Origin of the sequence: Luteibacter pinisoli (genome assembly GCF_006385595.1) — a bacterium.
In the GTDB taxonomy this organism is placed as follows: domain Bacteria; phylum Pseudomonadota; class Gammaproteobacteria; order Xanthomonadales; family Rhodanobacteraceae; genus Luteibacter; species Luteibacter pinisoli.
In genome coordinates, this window is sequence record NZ_CP041046.1 from 1,021,918 (window position 1) to 1,037,403 (window position 15,486).

Annotated in this window: 18 protein-coding genes; 6 read left to right on the forward strand and 12 right to left on the reverse strand. The window is 67.2% G+C overall.

Going from position 1 to position 15,486, the window contains the following annotated elements; all coding sequences use genetic code 11:
• Window positions 1–22 precede the first annotated feature (22 nt).
• From hprK to FIV34_RS04635, 8 genes are all read right to left on the reverse strand, one after another.
• Window positions 23–925, reverse strand: a complete 903-nt coding sequence (gene hprK, locus FIV34_RS04600; RefSeq protein ID WP_246058802.1) for an HPr(Ser) kinase/phosphatase — start codon at window positions 923–925, stop codon at window positions 23–25.
• 129 nt (window positions 926–1,054) lie between these two features.
• Window positions 1,055–1,402 carry a ribosome hibernation-promoting factor, HPF/YfiA family gene (gene hpf / locus FIV34_RS04605; RefSeq protein WP_139980136.1) on the reverse strand — a complete coding sequence of 116 codons (348 nt, stop codon included), beginning with the start codon at window positions 1,400–1,402 and terminating at the stop codon, window positions 1,055–1,057.
• A 120-nt stretch (window positions 1,403–1,522) separates the two neighbouring features.
• Window positions 1,523–3,007: an RNA polymerase factor sigma-54 gene (locus FIV34_RS04610; protein WP_139980138.1), complete on the reverse strand. Its 1,485-nt coding sequence runs from the start codon at window positions 3,005–3,007 to the stop codon at window positions 1,523–1,525.
• A 112-nt stretch (window positions 3,008–3,119) separates the two neighbouring features.
• Window positions 3,120–3,839, reverse strand: coding sequence for an LPS export ABC transporter ATP-binding protein (gene lptB / locus FIV34_RS04615; protein WP_139980140.1), 720 nt, complete (start codon window positions 3,837–3,839; stop codon window positions 3,120–3,122).
• A 4-nt stretch (window positions 3,840–3,843) separates the two neighbouring features.
• Entirely contained in the window at window positions 3,844–4,443 is a 600-nt protein-coding gene (gene lptA / locus FIV34_RS04620) for a lipopolysaccharide transport periplasmic protein LptA (protein WP_139980142.1), read from the reverse strand.
• Window positions 4,406–5,005, reverse strand: a complete 600-nt coding sequence (gene lptC / locus FIV34_RS04625; protein WP_246058747.1) for an LPS export ABC transporter periplasmic protein LptC — start codon at window positions 5,003–5,005, stop codon at window positions 4,406–4,408. The genes lptA and lptC overlap by 38 nt, the downstream gene beginning before the upstream one ends.
• Entirely contained in the window at window positions 5,002–5,550 is a 549-nt protein-coding gene (locus tag FIV34_RS04630) for a KdsC family phosphatase (protein ID WP_139980144.1), read from the reverse strand. Before FIV34_RS04630 ends, lptC begins: the two co-directional genes overlap by 4 nt.
• 13 nt (window positions 5,551–5,563) lie before the next feature.
• Window positions 5,564–6,577 (reverse strand): KpsF/GutQ family sugar-phosphate isomerase, encoded by a 1,014-nt coding sequence (locus tag FIV34_RS04635; protein ID WP_139980146.1) that lies wholly within the window; start codon window positions 6,575–6,577, stop codon window positions 5,564–5,566.
• 178 nt (window positions 6,578–6,755) lie between these two features.
• Between FIV34_RS04635 and FIV34_RS04640 the strand changes: the two genes are divergently transcribed.
• Complete coding sequence (locus FIV34_RS04640; protein ID WP_139980149.1) at window positions 6,756–6,995, forward strand: BolA family protein; 240 nt, start codon at window positions 6,756–6,758, stop codon at window positions 6,993–6,995.
• A gap of 46 nt (window positions 6,996–7,041) precedes the next feature.
• On the forward strand, window positions 7,042–8,301 hold the full coding sequence (gene murA, locus FIV34_RS04645; RefSeq protein WP_139980151.1) for a UDP-N-acetylglucosamine 1-carboxyvinyltransferase: 1,260 nt from the start codon (window positions 7,042–7,044) through the stop codon (window positions 8,299–8,301).
• 51 nt (window positions 8,302–8,352) lie between these two features.
• On the opposite strand, the gene FIV34_RS04650 is transcribed toward murA, so the two are convergent.
• The 3 genes from FIV34_RS04650 to purM are packed head-to-tail and all read right to left on the reverse strand — an operon-like array spanning window position 8,353 to window position 10,796.
• On the reverse strand, window positions 8,353–9,051 hold the full coding sequence (locus FIV34_RS04650; RefSeq protein ID WP_139980153.1) for a DUF3108 domain-containing protein: 699 nt from the start codon (window positions 9,049–9,051) through the stop codon (window positions 8,353–8,355).
• Window positions 9,052–9,111: 60 nt separating this feature from the next.
• The gene (gene purN / locus FIV34_RS04655) at window positions 9,112–9,747 is read right to left on the reverse strand and encodes a phosphoribosylglycinamide formyltransferase (protein ID WP_139980155.1); all 636 of its coding nucleotides are present in this window, start codon (window positions 9,745–9,747) and stop codon (window positions 9,112–9,114) included.
• A gap of 11 nt (window positions 9,748–9,758) precedes the next feature.
• Window positions 9,759–10,796, reverse strand: a complete 1,038-nt coding sequence (gene purM, locus FIV34_RS04660; protein WP_139980157.1) for a phosphoribosylformylglycinamidine cyclo-ligase — start codon at window positions 10,794–10,796, stop codon at window positions 9,759–9,761.
• Between the two features lie 132 nt (window positions 10,797–10,928).
• On the opposite strand from purM, the gene FIV34_RS04665 reads away from it, so the two are divergent.
• The 3 genes from FIV34_RS04665 to hda are packed head-to-tail and all read left to right on the forward strand — an operon-like array spanning window position 10,929 to window position 13,780.
• Window positions 10,929–11,921: a DUF2066 domain-containing protein gene (locus tag FIV34_RS04665; protein WP_170207515.1), complete on the forward strand. Its 993-nt coding sequence runs from the start codon at window positions 10,929–10,931 to the stop codon at window positions 11,919–11,921.
• Between the two features lie 3 nt (window positions 11,922–11,924).
• Window positions 11,925–13,085, forward strand: coding sequence for an AI-2E family transporter (locus FIV34_RS04670; protein ID WP_139980161.1), 1,161 nt, complete (start codon window positions 11,925–11,927; stop codon window positions 13,083–13,085).
• Complete coding sequence (hda, locus tag FIV34_RS04675) at window positions 13,082–13,780, forward strand: DnaA regulatory inactivator Hda (RefSeq protein ID WP_139980163.1); 699 nt, start codon at window positions 13,082–13,084, stop codon at window positions 13,778–13,780. Before FIV34_RS04670 ends, hda begins: the two co-directional genes overlap by 4 nt.
• Here hda and FIV34_RS04680 read toward each other — a convergent pair.
• The gene (locus FIV34_RS04680; protein ID WP_139980165.1) at window positions 13,777–14,586 is read right to left on the reverse strand and encodes an inositol monophosphatase family protein; all 810 of its coding nucleotides are present in this window, start codon (window positions 14,584–14,586) and stop codon (window positions 13,777–13,779) included. The genes hda and FIV34_RS04680 overlap by 4 nt on opposite strands.
• Window positions 14,587–14,720: 134 nt before the next feature.
• Between FIV34_RS04680 and FIV34_RS04685 the strand changes: the two genes are divergently transcribed.
• Window positions 14,721–15,485 carry an RNA methyltransferase gene (locus FIV34_RS04685; RefSeq protein WP_139980167.1) on the forward strand — a complete coding sequence of 255 codons (765 nt, stop codon included), beginning with the start codon at window positions 14,721–14,723 and terminating at the stop codon, window positions 15,483–15,485.
• The last annotated feature ends 1 nt before the right edge of the window (window position 15,486 follow it).

Here is a 15,486-nt window from a genome sequence, read left to right on the forward strand (position 1 = left end):
AGGGATTCGTCGTTCACCTGGGTCACCACGGGGAGAACCGGCGCATCTGGTGCGCCTGGCGGTCGATGAAGGTCTGGGCAGGGTCGATGCCCTTGCTCTTCAGTACGTGGTTGCGCACCGCCGCCTCCACAAGCACCGCCAGGTTGCGGCCGGGGGCGACGGGGATGGTGATCTTGGGCACGTCGACGTCCAGCACGTTGCGCCGGCTGACATCGCCGGTGAGACGGGTCATGGCGTCGGTTTCCTCGCCCTCGCGCATCGGCTTGAGGTGGATCACCAGGCGAAGGTACTTCGAGGGCTTCACGGCCGTGTGGCCGAACATCTCACGGATGTTGAGGACGCCCAGGCCGCGGACTTCGAGCAGGTCCTGCAGCAGTTCCGGGCAGGCGCCGTCGATGACATCCGGCGCGATCAGGGTGAATTCCGTGGCGTCGTCGGCCACCAGGCGGTGCCCGCGGCTGATCAGTTCCAGGGCCAGCTCGCTCTTGCCCGAGCCCGGCTCGCCGGTGATCAGCACGCCGATGGAGAACACCTCGAGGAACACGCCGTGCAAGGTCACCCGCGGCGCCAGGGTGCGCGCCAGGTGGTACTGCAGGTAGGTGAGCAGCTCGTGGCCGCGCTTGGTGCTCTGCCAGAGGGGGGTGTCGGTTTCCTCGGCCACCTCGCGAAGGTCCGGCGGGATCGCCTGGTCCTTCGTGACGATGAGCGCGGCCGGCTGGTAGGCGGCAATCTTGTGGATGGCCTCCCAGCGCTGGCGCGATTCCAGGCCGTCCAGGAAGTTGAGTTCCTCCGTACCGATGATCTGCACCTTGTTGGGGTAGATCACGTTGAGGTAGCCGACCAGGGACGGGCGGCGGCTCTGCTTGGTGTTCGGTTCCAGGACGCGGGCTTCGCCACGCATGCCCGCTACCCAGCGCAGGGCCATGCGTTCATGAACGCCGTCGAAGAGTTGTCTGGCGGTAAGCCGATCCACGAGAGGGTCCCTGTCAAGAAAAAAGCCGGCACACGGGTGTGCCGGCTTGCTTATATTGTGCCACAGGGGCGCTTTGGCGCTTTAGATCGCCGCGCGGGCCTCACGGACCTCGGCATTATGGTGATCCTTGAGCTTTTCCTTATGCTTGCGCAGCTGGTCGGCCAGTTTGGCGATCATGTCATCCACCGCGGCGTACATCCGGTCGTTCTTGCTGTCGTCCTGCACGCGGATATTGCTGTCGGCGTGCAACCGGGTGCCTGAACAATGGAGGGTGCCGCTGGCCTTGTGCTCGGCCTTATCCACCGAAAGCACGACGTCTAACGCAGTTATGTTGTCGAAAAGGCGTTCGAAGCGGCCGATTTGCTGTTCCACGCGCTCGCGCAGGGCAGGGGTAATGGCAATGTGCTGGCCGCTGATCTGGATTTGCATGACGCCTCCTTCTTACTGAGGGTGCCGCCGATGAGGGGCGGCGAGATGGGAATGGCCGGTTGCCACTCCTGAACCTTGAAACCGTGGGACCGTGATCCTCCGCGAGGGTTCCGCGTGCGGTTAGTTGGCGCGCACGCGTTCACTGGAACTTGGGATGCGCATCGCTTCCCGGTACTTGGCCACCGTACGTCGGGCCACCTGAATGCCGCGTCGATGAAGCTCCTCCGCGAGAGCCTGGTCGGACAGCGGGCGACGCGGGTCTTCCGCCGTGATCAGCTTGCGTAGCATGGCCTGGATGGCCGTTGCGGACGCGCTGCCGCCGTCTTCCGTGGCCACGCCGCTGGAAAAGAAATGTTTCAGCTCGAAGGTACCGCGCGGCGTGTGCATGTACTTGCGCGTGGTAACCCTGGAAATGGTCGATTCATGCATACCCACCTCTTCGGCCACCTCGCGCAGCACCAGCGGGTGCATGGCTTCGGGGCCGTAGTCGAGGAAGGCGCTCTGCCGGCGGACGATCACCTCGGCTACCTTGGTGAGTGTCTCGGCGCGCGACTGAAGGCTCTTCAGGAGCCAGCGGGCCTCCTGCAGCTGGCCCTTCATCCACGTGGCGTCGTCGCCCCGGGCGCGGGCTATCAGGTTGCAGTAATGCTGGTTGAGGCCCAGCCGGGGCTGGGCGTCGGCGTTCAGGCTCACCCGCCAGCGGCCATTCTCACGGCGGGCGTAGACGTCGGGCGCCACGTATTCCACCGGGGTGGCGTCCAGCGCGGCGCCGGGACGGGGGTCCAGGCTGCGGATGAGCGCGGCTGCCGTGGCCACGTCGGCCTCGCCGGCCTTGAGGCGGCGGGCGATCTTGGCGGTGTCATTGCGGGCCAGCAGCTCGATTTCTTCGGAAACGATGCGGATGGCCAGGTCGCGGTGCGGCGTGGTCTCGGCAAACTGGCCCAGCTGGCAAAGCAGGCAGTCGCGCAGGTCCAGGCTGGCAATCCCGGTCGGGTCGAAGCGCTGGACCCGCTGGCGCACCGCCTCGATCTCTTCCAGCCCGGCATGGAGGTCGTGCAGCGCCGGTAGGACGGCCTCGATGCCGTCGCGGAGGTAACCGTCTTCGTCCAGGGCGTGGATGATCGCCGTGGCGATGGCGTGGTCACGCGGGGTGAACTGGGACAGGTTGAGCTGCCACTCCAGATGCTGCTGGAGGCTTTCCGGCGCCGCATTCTGGGGTTCGAAGCCGTCTTCGTCGCCGCCCCCGTTACGTGACGGGGCGCCGGCGTAATCGCCCGCCTCGCCGTGGAAGCGGTCGTCGTCCCAGTCGGGGGCGAGCTCCTCGGAGGGGGAGGCGGTGGACTCTTCGTCCTCGCGGGCGGCCTTGGCCGGCACTTCGTCGCGGGTCCGGAAATCCATCGTTTCGTCAAAGGTGGCCGTTTCCTCGGTCGCCTCGGCTTCCGATTCAGCGTCTTCGGCGAACTCGAGCAGCGGGTTGCTCTCCGCTATCTGGCGAAGCTCGGCCTCAAGCTCCAGCTGCGACAGCTGGAGCAGGCGGATGGCCTGCTGGAGCTGTGGCGTCAGCGTGAGCTGCTGATGCAGGCGAAACTGAAGTCCGGGTTTCATTACCTTCGCAGGATCGGGTTACGAACGCATCGTAACCCTTCGCGGCCCCGCTAAACCAGCCGCCCGGCCAGCTAGGCCAGCTGGCCGATTTCGCATGTGCCTAAGTGGCAGATCAGATGCGGAATTCACGGCCCAGATACACCTCACGGACCTTCTCGTCGGCCAGGATGTGCTGCGGCGTGCCGCGGGCGAGCACTTCGCCGTCGTTGAGAATGTACGCGCGGTCGCAGATGCCGAGCGTTTCGCGGACGTTATGGTCGGTGATGAGCACGCCGATGCCGCGTTCCTTCAGGTGGCGGACGATGCGCTGGATCTCGCCCACCGAGATGGGATCCACGCCAGCGAACGGCTCGTCGAGCAGCATGTAGCGCGGGCGGGCGGCGAGGGCGCGCGCGATTTCCACGCGGCGACGCTCACCACCGGAAAGGCTGATGCCCTTCTGCTCGGCGATGTGCGAGATCTTCAGTTCGTCCAGCAGGCTTTCCAGTTCGACCTCGCGCTCCTTCTGCGTCATGTTCTCGCGCAGTTCCAGCACCGCGAGGATGTTGTCGGAGACGCTGAGGCGGCGGAATACCGAGGCTTCCTGCGGCAGGTAGCCGATGCCGAGCTTGGCGCGCGCATGCATCGGCAGGCCGGTGATGTCCTGCTGGTCGAGCTTGATCTGGCCCGCATCGGCCTGGATCAGGCCAACCACCATGTAGAAGCAGGTGGTCTTGCCGGCGCCGTTGGGGCCGAGCAGGCCAACCACCTCACCTTCGCGGATGGAGAAAGCGAAATCGCGAACCACCTGGCGGGCGCGGAACCGCTTCTGCAGGCCTTGGGCTGAAAGCATTGGGTCAGGGCTTCTTCGTGTTGGGTGCCGGAGCGGCGGGGGTCGCCGGTGCGGCAGGCTTGGCCGGCGCAGCCCCGGGCTGCGTCTTCGGCTGGAAGGTCATGTGCACGGTGGAGGCGCCATTGCTCTCGCCGGTCATCGTGCTGTCGTTCGTGTTGTAGGTGAGCTTGTCGCCATCGGCCGTGCCCTTGGTCGGCTGGTCGATATGCGCGTTGCCGGTGAGGATCGCGATGCCGGTATCGTTGTGATAATCGACATTGGCCGCGTGGCCGTGCATCCAGTTGCCGTCGTCGTCCTGCTGCTCGATCGTGGCCGGGCTGCCGACGATGACGGCGCGCGTCACCTGGTTCTGGTCGTCGAAATAGATGGTGGCCTTGACGCCGGTGACCTTCAGCGTGCCCTGCGTGATGACCACGCCCGTCGTATAGATGGCGATGCCTTGCGGCTGCTGGCTGCCATCGAAGGATTTTGCCTTGACGTCGACCACCTGCTGGCGGTCGGACTGCTTGGCCATGGCAGGCGACGCGGCGGCGAGCAGCGCCACGCCGCAGGCCGCGATCAGTGCCTTAGCGCTTGCGTGGCTGGTACGTGGTGTGGACTGCATCGAGGAGCTCCAGGTGCTTGGTGTCGAGGTTGGCGCGCATGCCTACGCCGTCCATTGTAGAGGTTCCCTGAACGATCCGCGCCGCCTCGGCGGTCTCCAGGCGGTTCTCTTTCGGCCACGCGGTGACCTCGGAGGTGTCGATGCTGGCGGGCGGATTGGTCTGGAAGGCGATGCGGTCCATGTGCACCAGGCCCTGGAGCTTGAGCATGGTGCCGTCCTTGTTCACCCATCCGTACTGCGAGTGTCCCGTCCACGGGGGCACGTCGGTTTCCTTGGTGGAGGGCAGCACGAAGTTGGGCGCATTGATGTACAGCGATTCGTCACCCTCGCGGCGCTCCAGGTGGGGCGCGATGAGCTTGAACGCGGGCTTGCCTTCCTCGTTGTACGAATCGAGGTCGAACGTGGTGAGCACGTAGCCCGAGCGCGGCGGCCCGATGAAGTCGTCCACCTTCTTCTCGGGAGCCACCCAGTAATAGAGCAGGACGCTGGCGCCGAGGGCGGCGAGCAGGATGCCCGCCATGCTTGCCGAGCTGCGGTCCTTGAACAGGTTCAGTGCGCTCACAGCCAGCGGTCCCGCTCGGCTTCGGCCTTGCCCTGGGCGGCGAGGATCATGTCCGCCACTTCGCGCGCCGCGCCGTAGCCGCCACCCAGGCGCGTGCGCCAGTGGGCACGCTCGGCCACCCACGGGTGGGCGTTGGCCACGGCCACGGCCAGGCCGCTGATGCCCATGGCCGGCAGGTCGGGCAGGTCGTCGCCGACGAAGGCGGCCTGTTCGGGCGCCAGGTTCAGGGCGTCGAGCAGCGCATTCAGCGTGGCGCGCTTGTCTTTCTGGCCCTGGTAGACGTGCTGGATGCCCAGTTCCTCGGCGCGCAGCGACACCGGGTGGCTGATCCGCGCGGTGATGATGGCCACCTTGATGCCGTTTTCCTGCAGCCGCTTCAGGCCCAGGCCGTCATGCACGTGGAAGACCTTGGTCTCGCGGCCGTCTTCGGCATACCACAGGCGGCCATCGGTGAGCGTGCCGTCCACGTCGAACACGATGACGCGGATGCGTGCGGCGCGCTCGAGGACGTCGGCGGGGATCTCGGAGTAATGCGTGTAGGCCATGATTCGCCGGGGTTCAGACGACGCGCGCGCGAAGCAGGTCGTGGATGTTGAGGGCGCCGACCACGCAACCGTCGGCGTCAGTGACCAGGAGCGCGTGGATCTGGTGCTTTTCCATGATCTGGGCGGCTTCGACGGCCAGCTTGTCCGAGCCAATGGTTTTCGGCCCACGGGTCATCAGCTGGGCCACGGTGGCGCCGCGGAGATCCACGCCATCGTCGTCCAGCGCGCGGCGCAGGTCGCCGTCGGTGAACACGCCGACGAGGCGGCCATCCGGCTCGACCACGGCGGTCATGCCCAGGTGCTTGCGGGTCATTTCCACCAGCGCCTCGCTGAGCGTGGCGGTTACCAGCACGCGGGGCACGTCGTCGCCGCTGTGCATGACGTCACCGATATGCAGGAGCAGGCGGCGGCCGAGGCTGCCGGCCGGATGCGAGCGGGCGAAGTCGTCGGAAGTGAAACCGCGGGCTTCCAGCAGGGCCACGGCCAGGGCATCGCCCAGGACCAGGGCCGCGGTGGTGCTGGCGGTGGGGGCCAGCCCGTGGGGGCAGGCCTCCGTGGCCACGTTGCCGTCGATATTGACGTCGGCCTGGCCGGCCAGCGACGAGTTCGGGTTGCCGGTGATCGAGATCAGGGCGATGCCCTGGCGCTTGATCGCCGGCAGGATGAACAGCAGCTCGTCGGTTTCGCCCGAATAGGAGATGGCCAGGACGATGTCGTCCGGCTGGATCATGCCCAGGTCGCCATGGCTGGCCTCGCCTGGATGGACGAAGAACGACGGGGTGCCGGTGGAGGCGAGGGTGGCCGCGATCTTCCGGGCGATATGCCCGGACTTGCCCATGCCCGAGACCACGACGCGCCCCTTGCAGGCAAGGATCATCTGGCAGGCACGGACGAAAGTGGCGTCCACGCGCCGTTCCAGCCCACGAATGGCGGCCGCTTCGGTGGCGATGACGGTACGCGCGCTACGCACGACGGTGTCCGCGTCGATGAGCAGGGGGGTGGCAGGCGGAGCGGTGCGGGCGTTCATGCGGCCTTGGGTCCGGGCGGAGGGCTGTCCCTGGGCAACCCGGAATGTCCATTTCTGCGACACCGGATTTCCATTACCATTACATATTCTCATTTTATCGTCGCTGCCATCGACCGGTGATTCAGGGTCCGTTTCGGAACCCCCGGCCCGCGGCGACCCCCTTCCCTACGGAGACCCCATGGACGCTGCCCGCATCCAGGCATTGATCGAAGCCGGTTTGCCCGGCGCCCGGGTGAACGTGCACGGTGACGACGGCGTTCATTTTGAAGCCGAGGTCGTTTCGGCACAGTTCGCCGGCAAGCTGCCGCTCGCCCGCCACCGCCTCGTCTACGCCACCCTTGGCGACCTGATGGGCGGCGCCATCCACGCGCTGGGCCTGAAAACCCTTACCCCGGAAGAAGCCGCCGGCCGCCCCTGACCCGCGCCGCGACCCATTCCGCTTTTCGAAGGTAAAAACGAACCCCATGGCCAAGATCCTTATCAGCGGCGGCCAGCCGCTCAACGGTGAGGTGAGCATCAGCGGCGCCAAGAACGCCGTGCTCCCCATCCTTGCTTCCTGCCTGCTCGCCGACGAGCCGGTAAGCATTGGCAACGTGCCGCACCTGCACGATGTCACCACCTTTATTGAACTGCTCGGCCGCATGGGTGTGCGTGTCGTCCTCGACGATCGCATGAAGATGCACATCGACCCGAGGCCGGAAAACTCCTGCGTCGCGCCGTACGAGCTGGTGCGCACCATGCGCGCGTCCATCCTCGTGCTCGGCCCGCTGGTCGCCCGCTACGGCAAGGCCGAAGTGTCGCTGCCCGGTGGCTGCGCCATCGGTTCGCGTCCGGTCGACCAGCACATCCGCGGCCTGCAGGCCCTGGGTGCCGAGATCACCGTCGAGAACGGCTTCATCAAGGCCAAGGCCAACCGCCTGAAAGGCGCCCGCATCGTCATGGATATGGTCACCGTCACCGGTACCGAAAACATCCTGATGGCGGCCACGCTGGCCTCGGGCACCACCATTATCGAAAACGCCGCCCAGGAGCCGGAGGTGGTCGATCTCGCCCACTGCCTCATGGCCATGGGCGCGAAGATCGACGGTATCGGCACCTCCACGCTGATCGTCGAAGGCGTGGAGCGCCTGCACGGCGCGCACTACGAAGTGCTGCCGGACCGCATCGAGACCGGCACCTTCCTGGTCGGCGCGGCGATGACCGGCGGCAAGGTGCGTGCGCGCGGCGCCCGTGCCGACACGCTGGACGCCGTGCTGCAGAAGCTCGAAGAGGCTGGCGCGCACATCAGCACCGGCAAGGACTGGATCGAGTTGGACATGCAGGGCCGCCGGCCGAAGGCCGTGAACCTGGTGACCGCGCCGTACCCGGCGTTCCCCACCGACATGCAGGCGCAGTTCACCGCGCTGAACTGCGTGGCCGAAGGCGTGGGCGTCATCACTGAGACGGTGTTCGAGAATCGCTTCATGCACGCGCTGGAACTGCAGCGCCTGGGTGCGGATATTCGCCTGGAAGGCAACACGGCCATCATCACCGGCGTGGCGAAGATGAGCGGTGCGCCGATCATGGCCACGGACCTGCGCGCCTCGGCGTGCCTGGTGCTGGCTGGCCTCGTGGCCGAGGGCGACACCACGGTAGATCGCGTGTACCACATCGATCGTGGCTACGAGAACATCGAAGAGAAACTCGGCGTGCTTGGCGCACGCATCCGGCGCCTGCCGGGCTAAACAAAAAACCCGCCTTCGCAGGCGGGTTTTTTTTGCCTTTTTCTGGGCGGCTTACTTGCCTTCGAACTTCACCAGTTCGAGGGTAAGGTCGCCGCCGTCTTTCTGGGCGAGCTTCACCGGTACCGGGTATTTGGCGGGCACGTACCAAGCGCTGAAGCCGCGGTCCTGGTCGGTACGATCCACGCGCGTCGCCTGGAAGGTGCCTGCCGGGACGGTGACCTTTTCATTGGCGGCCACCTTGAAGGACTGCGTCTCCACCGACTGCTTCACGCCGACGGGGAACGTTGCTTCCTTCGCGCCGCCGCTGAGTGCGACGCCGAGGGCCAGCGGCAGGGTGTTGCGCTCGACCATGCCGGCCGGTGCCGCGTAGGTGTACGTCTTGCTGCCGTTGTCGACGACGGTGGCGGTGTTGCCCGCGACGGTCAGGACGCGGGTCTTGCTCTTGAACGTCTGCTGGTCGAGCTTGTAGGAGACGGCCTGCGGCACCTTGCCGGCCCAGGCGAATCGCGACACTTCCGAGCTGTTGGCACCCAGCGCGGCGGCAAGCCCCGCGGTGCCCTTCGAGGTATTCGTGTACTCGAACTGGCCATTGCCCGCCGGCTTCAGCGTGAGCGTGGCGTTGCCCAGCGGCGAGCCGCCCTGCAGGACGTTATAGGTGGCGGTGAAGGACTGCGGCACGTCCGCGGCAAACGCGGCGGCGGGCAGGGCGAGGGCCAGGCCAAGGCCGGCGCGGAGGAGAGTGGTCTTCATGCGCCAAGTCTAAACCCGGCGGCTGAATGACGGATCACCGCGCCCCGAGACACCGCGACCCTACAGCTGGTTGAGATCGACCGGTGCGCTGAGCGGTGCGCCCTGGAACAGGGGCTCACCCCGCCAGGTAAGACGCCCATCGGCGATGGCGCGCACGACGGCGGGGAGGAGCTTGTGCTCTTCGACCAGGAGTCGTTCGGCCAGCGTGGCTTCGGTGTCCGAGGGGCCGACGGCGATACGCGCCTGCGCCACCACCGGACCACCATCCAGCTCGGCGGTCACGAAGTGCACGCTTGCGCCGTGTTCGCTATCGCAGGCTTCCAGGCAGCGGCGATGCGTATGCAGGCCCTGGTACTTGGGCAGCAGGGAAGGGTGGATGTTGATCGCGCGGCCTTCCCAGTCGGCGACCACCGAGGCATCGATGATGCGCATGTAGCCGGCGAGCACCAGCAAGTCCGGCTTCGCCGCGGCAACGGTGCCGAACAGCGCGCGATCAAACGCCACGCGGTCCGGGAAGTCCTTCGGGCTCATCGCCACCGTGGGGATGCCGGCATCACGCGCTACCTGCAGCGCACCGGCTTTCGCCTTGTCACTGCCGACAAGCACGTACTCCACCGGCAGGTGCGCGGCGAACAGCGCAGCGAGGTTGCTGCCGCGCCCGGAGGCGAGCGCGGCCACGCGCAGGGGGCGATCCACTACGGTTTTACTCAGCCGATGTGGACGCGCTCGTCGCCGCTGGCGGCAACGACCGAGCCGATGACCCAGCTCTGCAGGCCATGGGCGGCGAGGGCGGCCTTGGCCGCGTCCACCTGGCTCTTGTCGAGCAGCACGGTGAAGCCGATGCCGCAGTTGAAGGTGCGCCACATTTCTTCGCGGGCCACGTTGCCTTCGCGCTGCAGCCACTGGAACACCGGCGGCAGCTCCCACGACGAAGCGTCGATGGTGAGCCCCAGGCCATCGGGAACCACGCGGATGATGTTTTCGGTGAGGCCACCACCGGTGATGTGCGCCATGCCGTGCACGTCCACTTTCTGGATCAGCTCGAGGATGGGCTTCACGTAGATGGTGGTGGGCGCCATCAGGGCATCGACCAGCTTCACGCCGCCGATCTCGCTCTCCAGCGGCGAGCCCGCGCGCTCGAGGATGCGGCGGATCAGCGAGTAGCCGTTCGAATGCGGGCCCGACGAAGCGACGCCGAGGATCACGTCACCGGCCACCAGCTTCGAGCCGTCGTTCATCTGCGACTTTTCGACGGCACCCACGGTGAAACCGGCCAGGTCGTACTCGCCCGGCGGGTACATGTCGGGCATTTCGGCGGTTTCGCCACCGATGAGGGCACAGCCCGCCAGTTCGCAACCGCGGGCGATGCCGCCGACGACCGAGGCCGCGGTGTCGACATCGAGCTTGCCGGTGGCGAAGTAATCGAGGAAGAACAGCGGCTCGGCGCCCTGCACCAGCACGTCGTTGACGCACATGCCGACCAGGTCGATGCCGATGGTGTCGTGGCGGCCGAGCTGCTGGGCCAGCTTCAGCTTGGTGCCGACGCCGTCGGTCCCCGAGACCAGCACCGGCTCCTTGTAACGGCCGGAAAGGTCAAACAGGCCGCCAAAGCCGCCCAGCCCGCCCATGACTTCGGGGCGGAAGGTGCGCTTGACCATCGGCTTGATGCGCTCGACAAGGGCATTGCCGGCGTCGATATCGACACCCGCGTCGCGGTAGGTAAGTGAGCCCTGGTCGGAGGACATAACGGATTCCGGCGCTGATGGAAACGCGCAATGATAGCAGCAAGCCGGCCCCCGGGCCCGGTCGTGCACGCGCTCTGGATGGACGCCATGCCAAGGTTTGGGCAGACTTCCCGCCTCCCCAGCAGCGATGCCATGACTATGCGCGCAGCCCGCCCCCTCGCTTTCCTGATGCTTCTGCTGCTGGCAGCCATCGGGCCGGCGCTCGCCCAGACGGCCATGTATACGGTATCCGTACCGGTCGCTGACACCAGTGCGGCCGTCCGCGACCAGGCCTTCGCCAACGGTCTCACCCAGGTGCTGGCCCGTGCCACCAACGGTGCGGATCCCCGCGCCAAGGCGGGCTACGCCGACGCCATGAAGCAGCCGGGCGGCCTGGTGCAGCAGTACCAGTACCAGCGCACGGGGGGTGCCAACGGCGCCCCGCTGGCCCTGGAAATCACCTTTGACCCGGGCGCCATCCGCCGCGTGCTGGCGGTGGGCGACGCGGCCGCCGCGGCGCCCAAGCCGCCGGTGCTGGTCATCGCCCACGACCCTGCGGGCAAGGCGCTGGGCATGCAGGATCTCGCGCCCCTGGCGCAGATGGCCGATGCCCGCGGCTACCAGATCGTCACTCCGAAGGCCGATACGCCTGTCGACGCCAAGGCGCTGGCCGCCGGCGATACCTCAGCCGTGGCCGGCGCCGCCCGCCAGTACAACACCGCCACGGTGCTGGTCGGCACGGTGCGCGATGACGGCACCGAGTGGACGCTGGTGAACGCCGGGCGCGTGGCCAGCTGGCAGGACAGCGGCGAAGCCCGCGCGGCCCTGCTGAGCAATGCCGCGAACGCCATGGCCGACAAGCTGGATCGCTCGTATACCGCCGCCGCCGGCGGCAGCACCAGCGGCAAGGTGTGGGTGGCCGGCCTGCATTCGGCGGTGGATTACGCCGGCCTGCTGGCCACGTTCCAGAACGACCCGACGGTGAAGACCATCGTGCCGGTGGGCGCCACGGCCGATGGCGTCCTCTTCAGTGTCAACGCCAGCGCGCCGCTGGCACGCCTGGTGGCGGGCTATGCCACCGGTGGCCATGTGCTCGCGACGGACGCCCACGCGGGCGCTGACCTTGCCGTCCGCTGGGTCCCCTGACGCATGACTCAAGACACCTCGCGTCGCTGGCAGATGCTGGCACTGATCGGGATTATCGTTTTCCTGATCTGGTTGCTGGCACCGGTGCTGATGCCGTTTGCCCTCGCCGCCATGCTCGCCTACCTGGGTGACCCGCTTGCCGACCGCCTGCAGCGGCTGGGCATGGGCCGCACGCTGGCGGTGAGCATCGTCTTTACCGTCATCATCATCATCTTCATCGGCGTGCTGCTGTTGCTGGTGCCGCTGATCCAGCGCCAGGTCACCAACCTGATCGACAACCTGCCGCATTACGTGGAATGGCTGCGCAGCGTCGCCTTGCCGTGGGTGCAGCAGCGCCTGCACCTGGAAGCCGACACGTTCGACAGCGACAAGGTGCTCACGGCCATCAAGGAGCACATCGGCTCCATCGGCAGCATCGCCGCCAGCACGCTCGCCAAGGTGACGCAGTCCGGCATGGGGGTCATCACCTGGATGACCAACGCCGTGCTGATCCCGGTGGTGGCGTTCTACCTGCTGCGTGACTGGGACACCATGATCGCGCACATCCAGCGCCTCATTCCCCGCTCGGTCGAGCCCACCGTGGTCCGCCTCTCGCGCGAATCCGACCAGGTGCTCGGCGCCTTCGTGCGCGGCCAGCTGCTGGTGATGCTCGCCCTGGGCGTGTTTTACGGCCTGGGGCTCACCCTGGTCGGCATTTCGATCGGCCCGCTGATCGGCATGGTCGCCGGCCTGCTCAGCTTCGTGCCCTACCTCGGCTTCATGATCGGTTTCGTCGCGGCCCTGGTGGCGGCGCTGGTCCAGTATGGCGACTGGAACCACGTGATCCTGGTCGGCGTGGTGTTCACGATCGGCCAGTTGCTCGAAGGGTATGTGCTCGTGCCGCGCCTGGTGGGCGGAAAGATCGGCCTGCATCCGGTGGCGGTGATTTTCGCCGTGCTCGCCGGTGGTCACCTGTTTGGCTTCCTTGGCGTGCTGCTGGCGCTTCCGGCCGCCTCGGTGGTCGTGGTGTTGCTGCGCTATGTGTTCGCCCGTTACCGTGAGAGCAATCTTTATATGGAGCCCGCGGCCCCGGATGAGCGCGAGGCGGTGGATGTCGATGTGGACGTCGATGTCCGCGTCGATACGCATCCCAGCAAGCCGCGCCTCCCCGACGACGGTTCATGAGCAGTCAGCTTCCCCTTGCCCTGCGCTGGCCCCGTGGCCAGCGCTTTGAACATTTCCACGCCGGTGAGAACGCCGTCGCCGTGGAGGCCGTCCGCGCGGCGGCCGTGGATGCCTCGGCGCCCTGGGTGTTCGTTTCCGGCCCTCTGGGCAGTGGCCGCACGCATCTGTTGATCGCGGCCTGCCAGGAGGCGATCGACGCGGGGCGCAGTGCGCAGTACCTGCCGCTGGCCGGCCTGCGTGGCACGCGCGCCGCGGCGATCCGCGGCATGGCCGCCGGCGGCGACCTGCTGGCCATCGATGACGTGGATTCCATCACGGGTGATGCCGACAGCGAACACGCGCTGTTCGACACCTTCAACAGCTTCAAGGCGGACGGCGGCACGCTGCTGTTCGCGGGCAACGTGGGCCCGCTATCGCTGGAACTGGGGTTGCCGGACCTGCGTTCTCGCCTTGGCTCGCTCACCCAGGCCGTGCTGAAGCCGCTGGCGGATGCCGAGCGCCGGCAGGTGCTGCGCGAGCAGGCGGCGGGGCGGGGCATTGAACTGGACGAGATCGTGCTGGACTGGCTGTTCGCGCATCACGCGCGCGACCTGGGCGCGCTGCTGGACCTGCTCGATACGCTGGACCGCGCGACGCTGGCTGCCCAGCGTCGCGTGACCGTGCCGTTCCTGCGGAACCTGCTGAAGAACGATTAGATCGTTACGCCCAGCAGGCGCGGGGTGGCATTGGCGGTGACCACGGCGGTCATCGCGGCGGCCACCTTGTGGTTGCCGGCGATGATGTTGCCGCTCTCCGGCAGGCCTTCGCGGCCCGAGAAATCGTTGTAGACCCCACCGGCCTCGCGCACCAGCAGGGCGCCCGCGGCCATGTCCCACGGCTGCAGGCCCGGCTCGAAGTACCCATCGAGACGGCCGGCGGCGACGTACGCCAGGTCGAGCGCGGCCGAGCCCATGCGGCGGATGTCTTCCGCTTCCTGGAGCAGGGCGCTGGTGATGGCAAGCTGCGATTCGAGGTGGTTGCGCACGCGGTAGGGGTAGCCCGTGCCGAGCAGCGCACCGGTGAGGTTGTCGCGCTTGCCCACGCGGATGCGGCGGTCGTTGAGGTACGCGCCGTCGCCCTTGCTGGCGGTGAACAGCTCATCGCGCAGGGGGTCGAACACCACGCCGTACACCGGCTCGCCCTTGTCGAGCAGCGCAATGGAGACGGAGAAGTGCGGGATGCCGCGCAGGTAGTTGTGCGTGCCGTCCAGCGGATCGATCACCCAGACCAGGGTGCCTTTGCCGATCTGGCCCGATTCCTCGCCCACGATGGCGTGGGTGGGGTAGGCACGGCGCAGCTCTTTGATGATCTCGGCTTCGGCGAGGCGGTCCACCTCGGAGGCGAAATCCATCCGCTGCTTTTCGACGACCGCGAGGCCTTCGATGCGATTCATGTAGCGCAGGATGATGTTTCCTGCGGAGCGCGCGGCGCGCGCCGCGACGTTGACGGCGGGTCTTGGCATGGGATCGACTTGTCAAAAGAACAGGGGAAGCGGTCGGGGCCGCGTCGGTCGGGCAGTTTAGCACCCGGGGCGCGCCCGCCCAAGTCTATGGCCGGTGTAGACTTTCCGGTCCTGAAGAATTCGTGCTGTCGCCCATGGCCCTGCCGCCCCTAGATGCCTTCCGCTTCGTCCTCGTCCGTACCTCGCACTCGGGCAACATCGGCTCCGCCGCCCGGGCGATCCGCACCATGGGCTTCGAGCGGCTGACCCTGGTCGCCCCGCACCGCTTCCCGGACCCGGAGGCCACGGCCCTCGCCGCCGGTGCCGACGACGTGCTCGGCAACGCGGTCATCGCGGATGACCTCGTGGCCGGGCTGGCCGGCACCACCTTCGCCCTCGGCCTCTCGGCCCGCCGCCGCGGGGTGAACATCCCCGAACTGGACCCGCGCGAAGGCGCCGCCCAGGCCATCGCCGCCGTCCGCCGCGGCGAGCAGGTGGCCCTCGTGTTCGGCAACGAGCGCACCGGGCTGGAGAACGACGAGCTCTCGCGCTGCCACGCCATGGTCCGCATCCCCAGCGTCGACGATTTCAGCTCGCTCAACCTCTCGCAGGCCGTCCAGGTGGTGGCCTACGAGATCCGCATGGCCCTGCTGGGCGACGAGGCGAAGCCGGTGGAGACCGAGGCCGTCGACCCGGACGAAGTGCCCGCGGATGCCGAGCAAGTGGAGCGCTTCTTCACCCACTTGGGCGAAACGCTCGACGACATCGAGTTCCACAAGGGCCGCTCGCCCGTGACGATCATGCTCAAGCTGCGCAAGCTGTTCCTGCGCGCCCGGCCTGAGCTGCGCGAACTGCGCATCCTCCACGGGATCCTGGCGGATGCCCAGCGCATGGCCGAGATCGCCAAAAAGCGCGACTGAC

What these genes read in the sequence shown, in the direction of transcription:
- hprK (WP_246058802.1), bottom strand. Translation starts at nt 925, where the DNA reads ATGGCCCTGCGCTGGGTAGCGGGCATGCGTGGCGAAGCCCGCGTCCTG.
- hpf (WP_139980136.1), bottom strand. Translation starts at nt 1,402, where the DNA reads ATGCAAATCCAGATCAGCGGCCAGCACATTGCCATTACCCCTGCCCTG.
- FIV34_RS04610 (WP_139980138.1), bottom strand. Translation starts at nt 3,007, where the DNA reads ATGAAACCCGGACTTCAGTTTCGCCTGCATCAGCAGCTCACGCTGACG.
- lptB (WP_139980140.1), bottom strand. Translation starts at nt 3,839, where the DNA reads ATGCTTTCAGCCCAAGGCCTGCAGAAGCGGTTCCGCGCCCGCCAGGTG.
- lptA (WP_139980142.1), bottom strand. Translation starts at nt 4,443, where the DNA reads ATGCAGTCCACACCACGTACCAGCCACGCAAGCGCTAAGGCACTGATC.
- FIV34_RS04630 (WP_139980144.1), bottom strand. Translation starts at nt 5,550, where the DNA reads ATGGCCTACACGCATTACTCCGAGATCCCCGCCGACGTCCTCGAGCGC.
- FIV34_RS04635 (WP_139980146.1), bottom strand. Translation starts at nt 6,577, where the DNA reads ATGAACGCCCGCACCGCTCCGCCTGCCACCCCCCTGCTCATCGACGCG.
- FIV34_RS04640 (WP_139980149.1), top strand. Translation starts at nt 6,756, where the DNA reads ATGGACGCTGCCCGCATCCAGGCATTGATCGAAGCCGGTTTGCCCGGC.
- murA (WP_139980151.1), top strand. Translation starts at nt 7,042, where the DNA reads ATGGCCAAGATCCTTATCAGCGGCGGCCAGCCGCTCAACGGTGAGGTG.
- FIV34_RS04650 (WP_139980153.1), bottom strand. Translation starts at nt 9,051, where the DNA reads ATGAAGACCACTCTCCTCCGCGCCGGCCTTGGCCTGGCCCTCGCCCTG.
- purM (WP_139980157.1), bottom strand. Translation starts at nt 10,796, where the DNA reads ATGTCCTCCGACCAGGGCTCACTTACCTACCGCGACGCGGGTGTCGAT.
- FIV34_RS04665 (WP_170207515.1), top strand. Translation starts at nt 10,929, where the DNA reads ATGACTATGCGCGCAGCCCGCCCCCTCGCTTTCCTGATGCTTCTGCTG.
- FIV34_RS04670 (WP_139980161.1), top strand. Translation starts at nt 11,925, where the DNA reads ATGACTCAAGACACCTCGCGTCGCTGGCAGATGCTGGCACTGATCGGG.
- hda (WP_139980163.1), top strand. Translation starts at nt 13,082, where the DNA reads ATGAGCAGTCAGCTTCCCCTTGCCCTGCGCTGGCCCCGTGGCCAGCGC.
- FIV34_RS04680 (WP_139980165.1), bottom strand. Translation starts at nt 14,586, where the DNA reads ATGCCAAGACCCGCCGTCAACGTCGCGGCGCGCGCCGCGCGCTCCGCA.
- FIV34_RS04685 (WP_139980167.1), top strand. Translation starts at nt 14,721, where the DNA reads ATGGCCCTGCCGCCCCTAGATGCCTTCCGCTTCGTCCTCGTCCGTACC.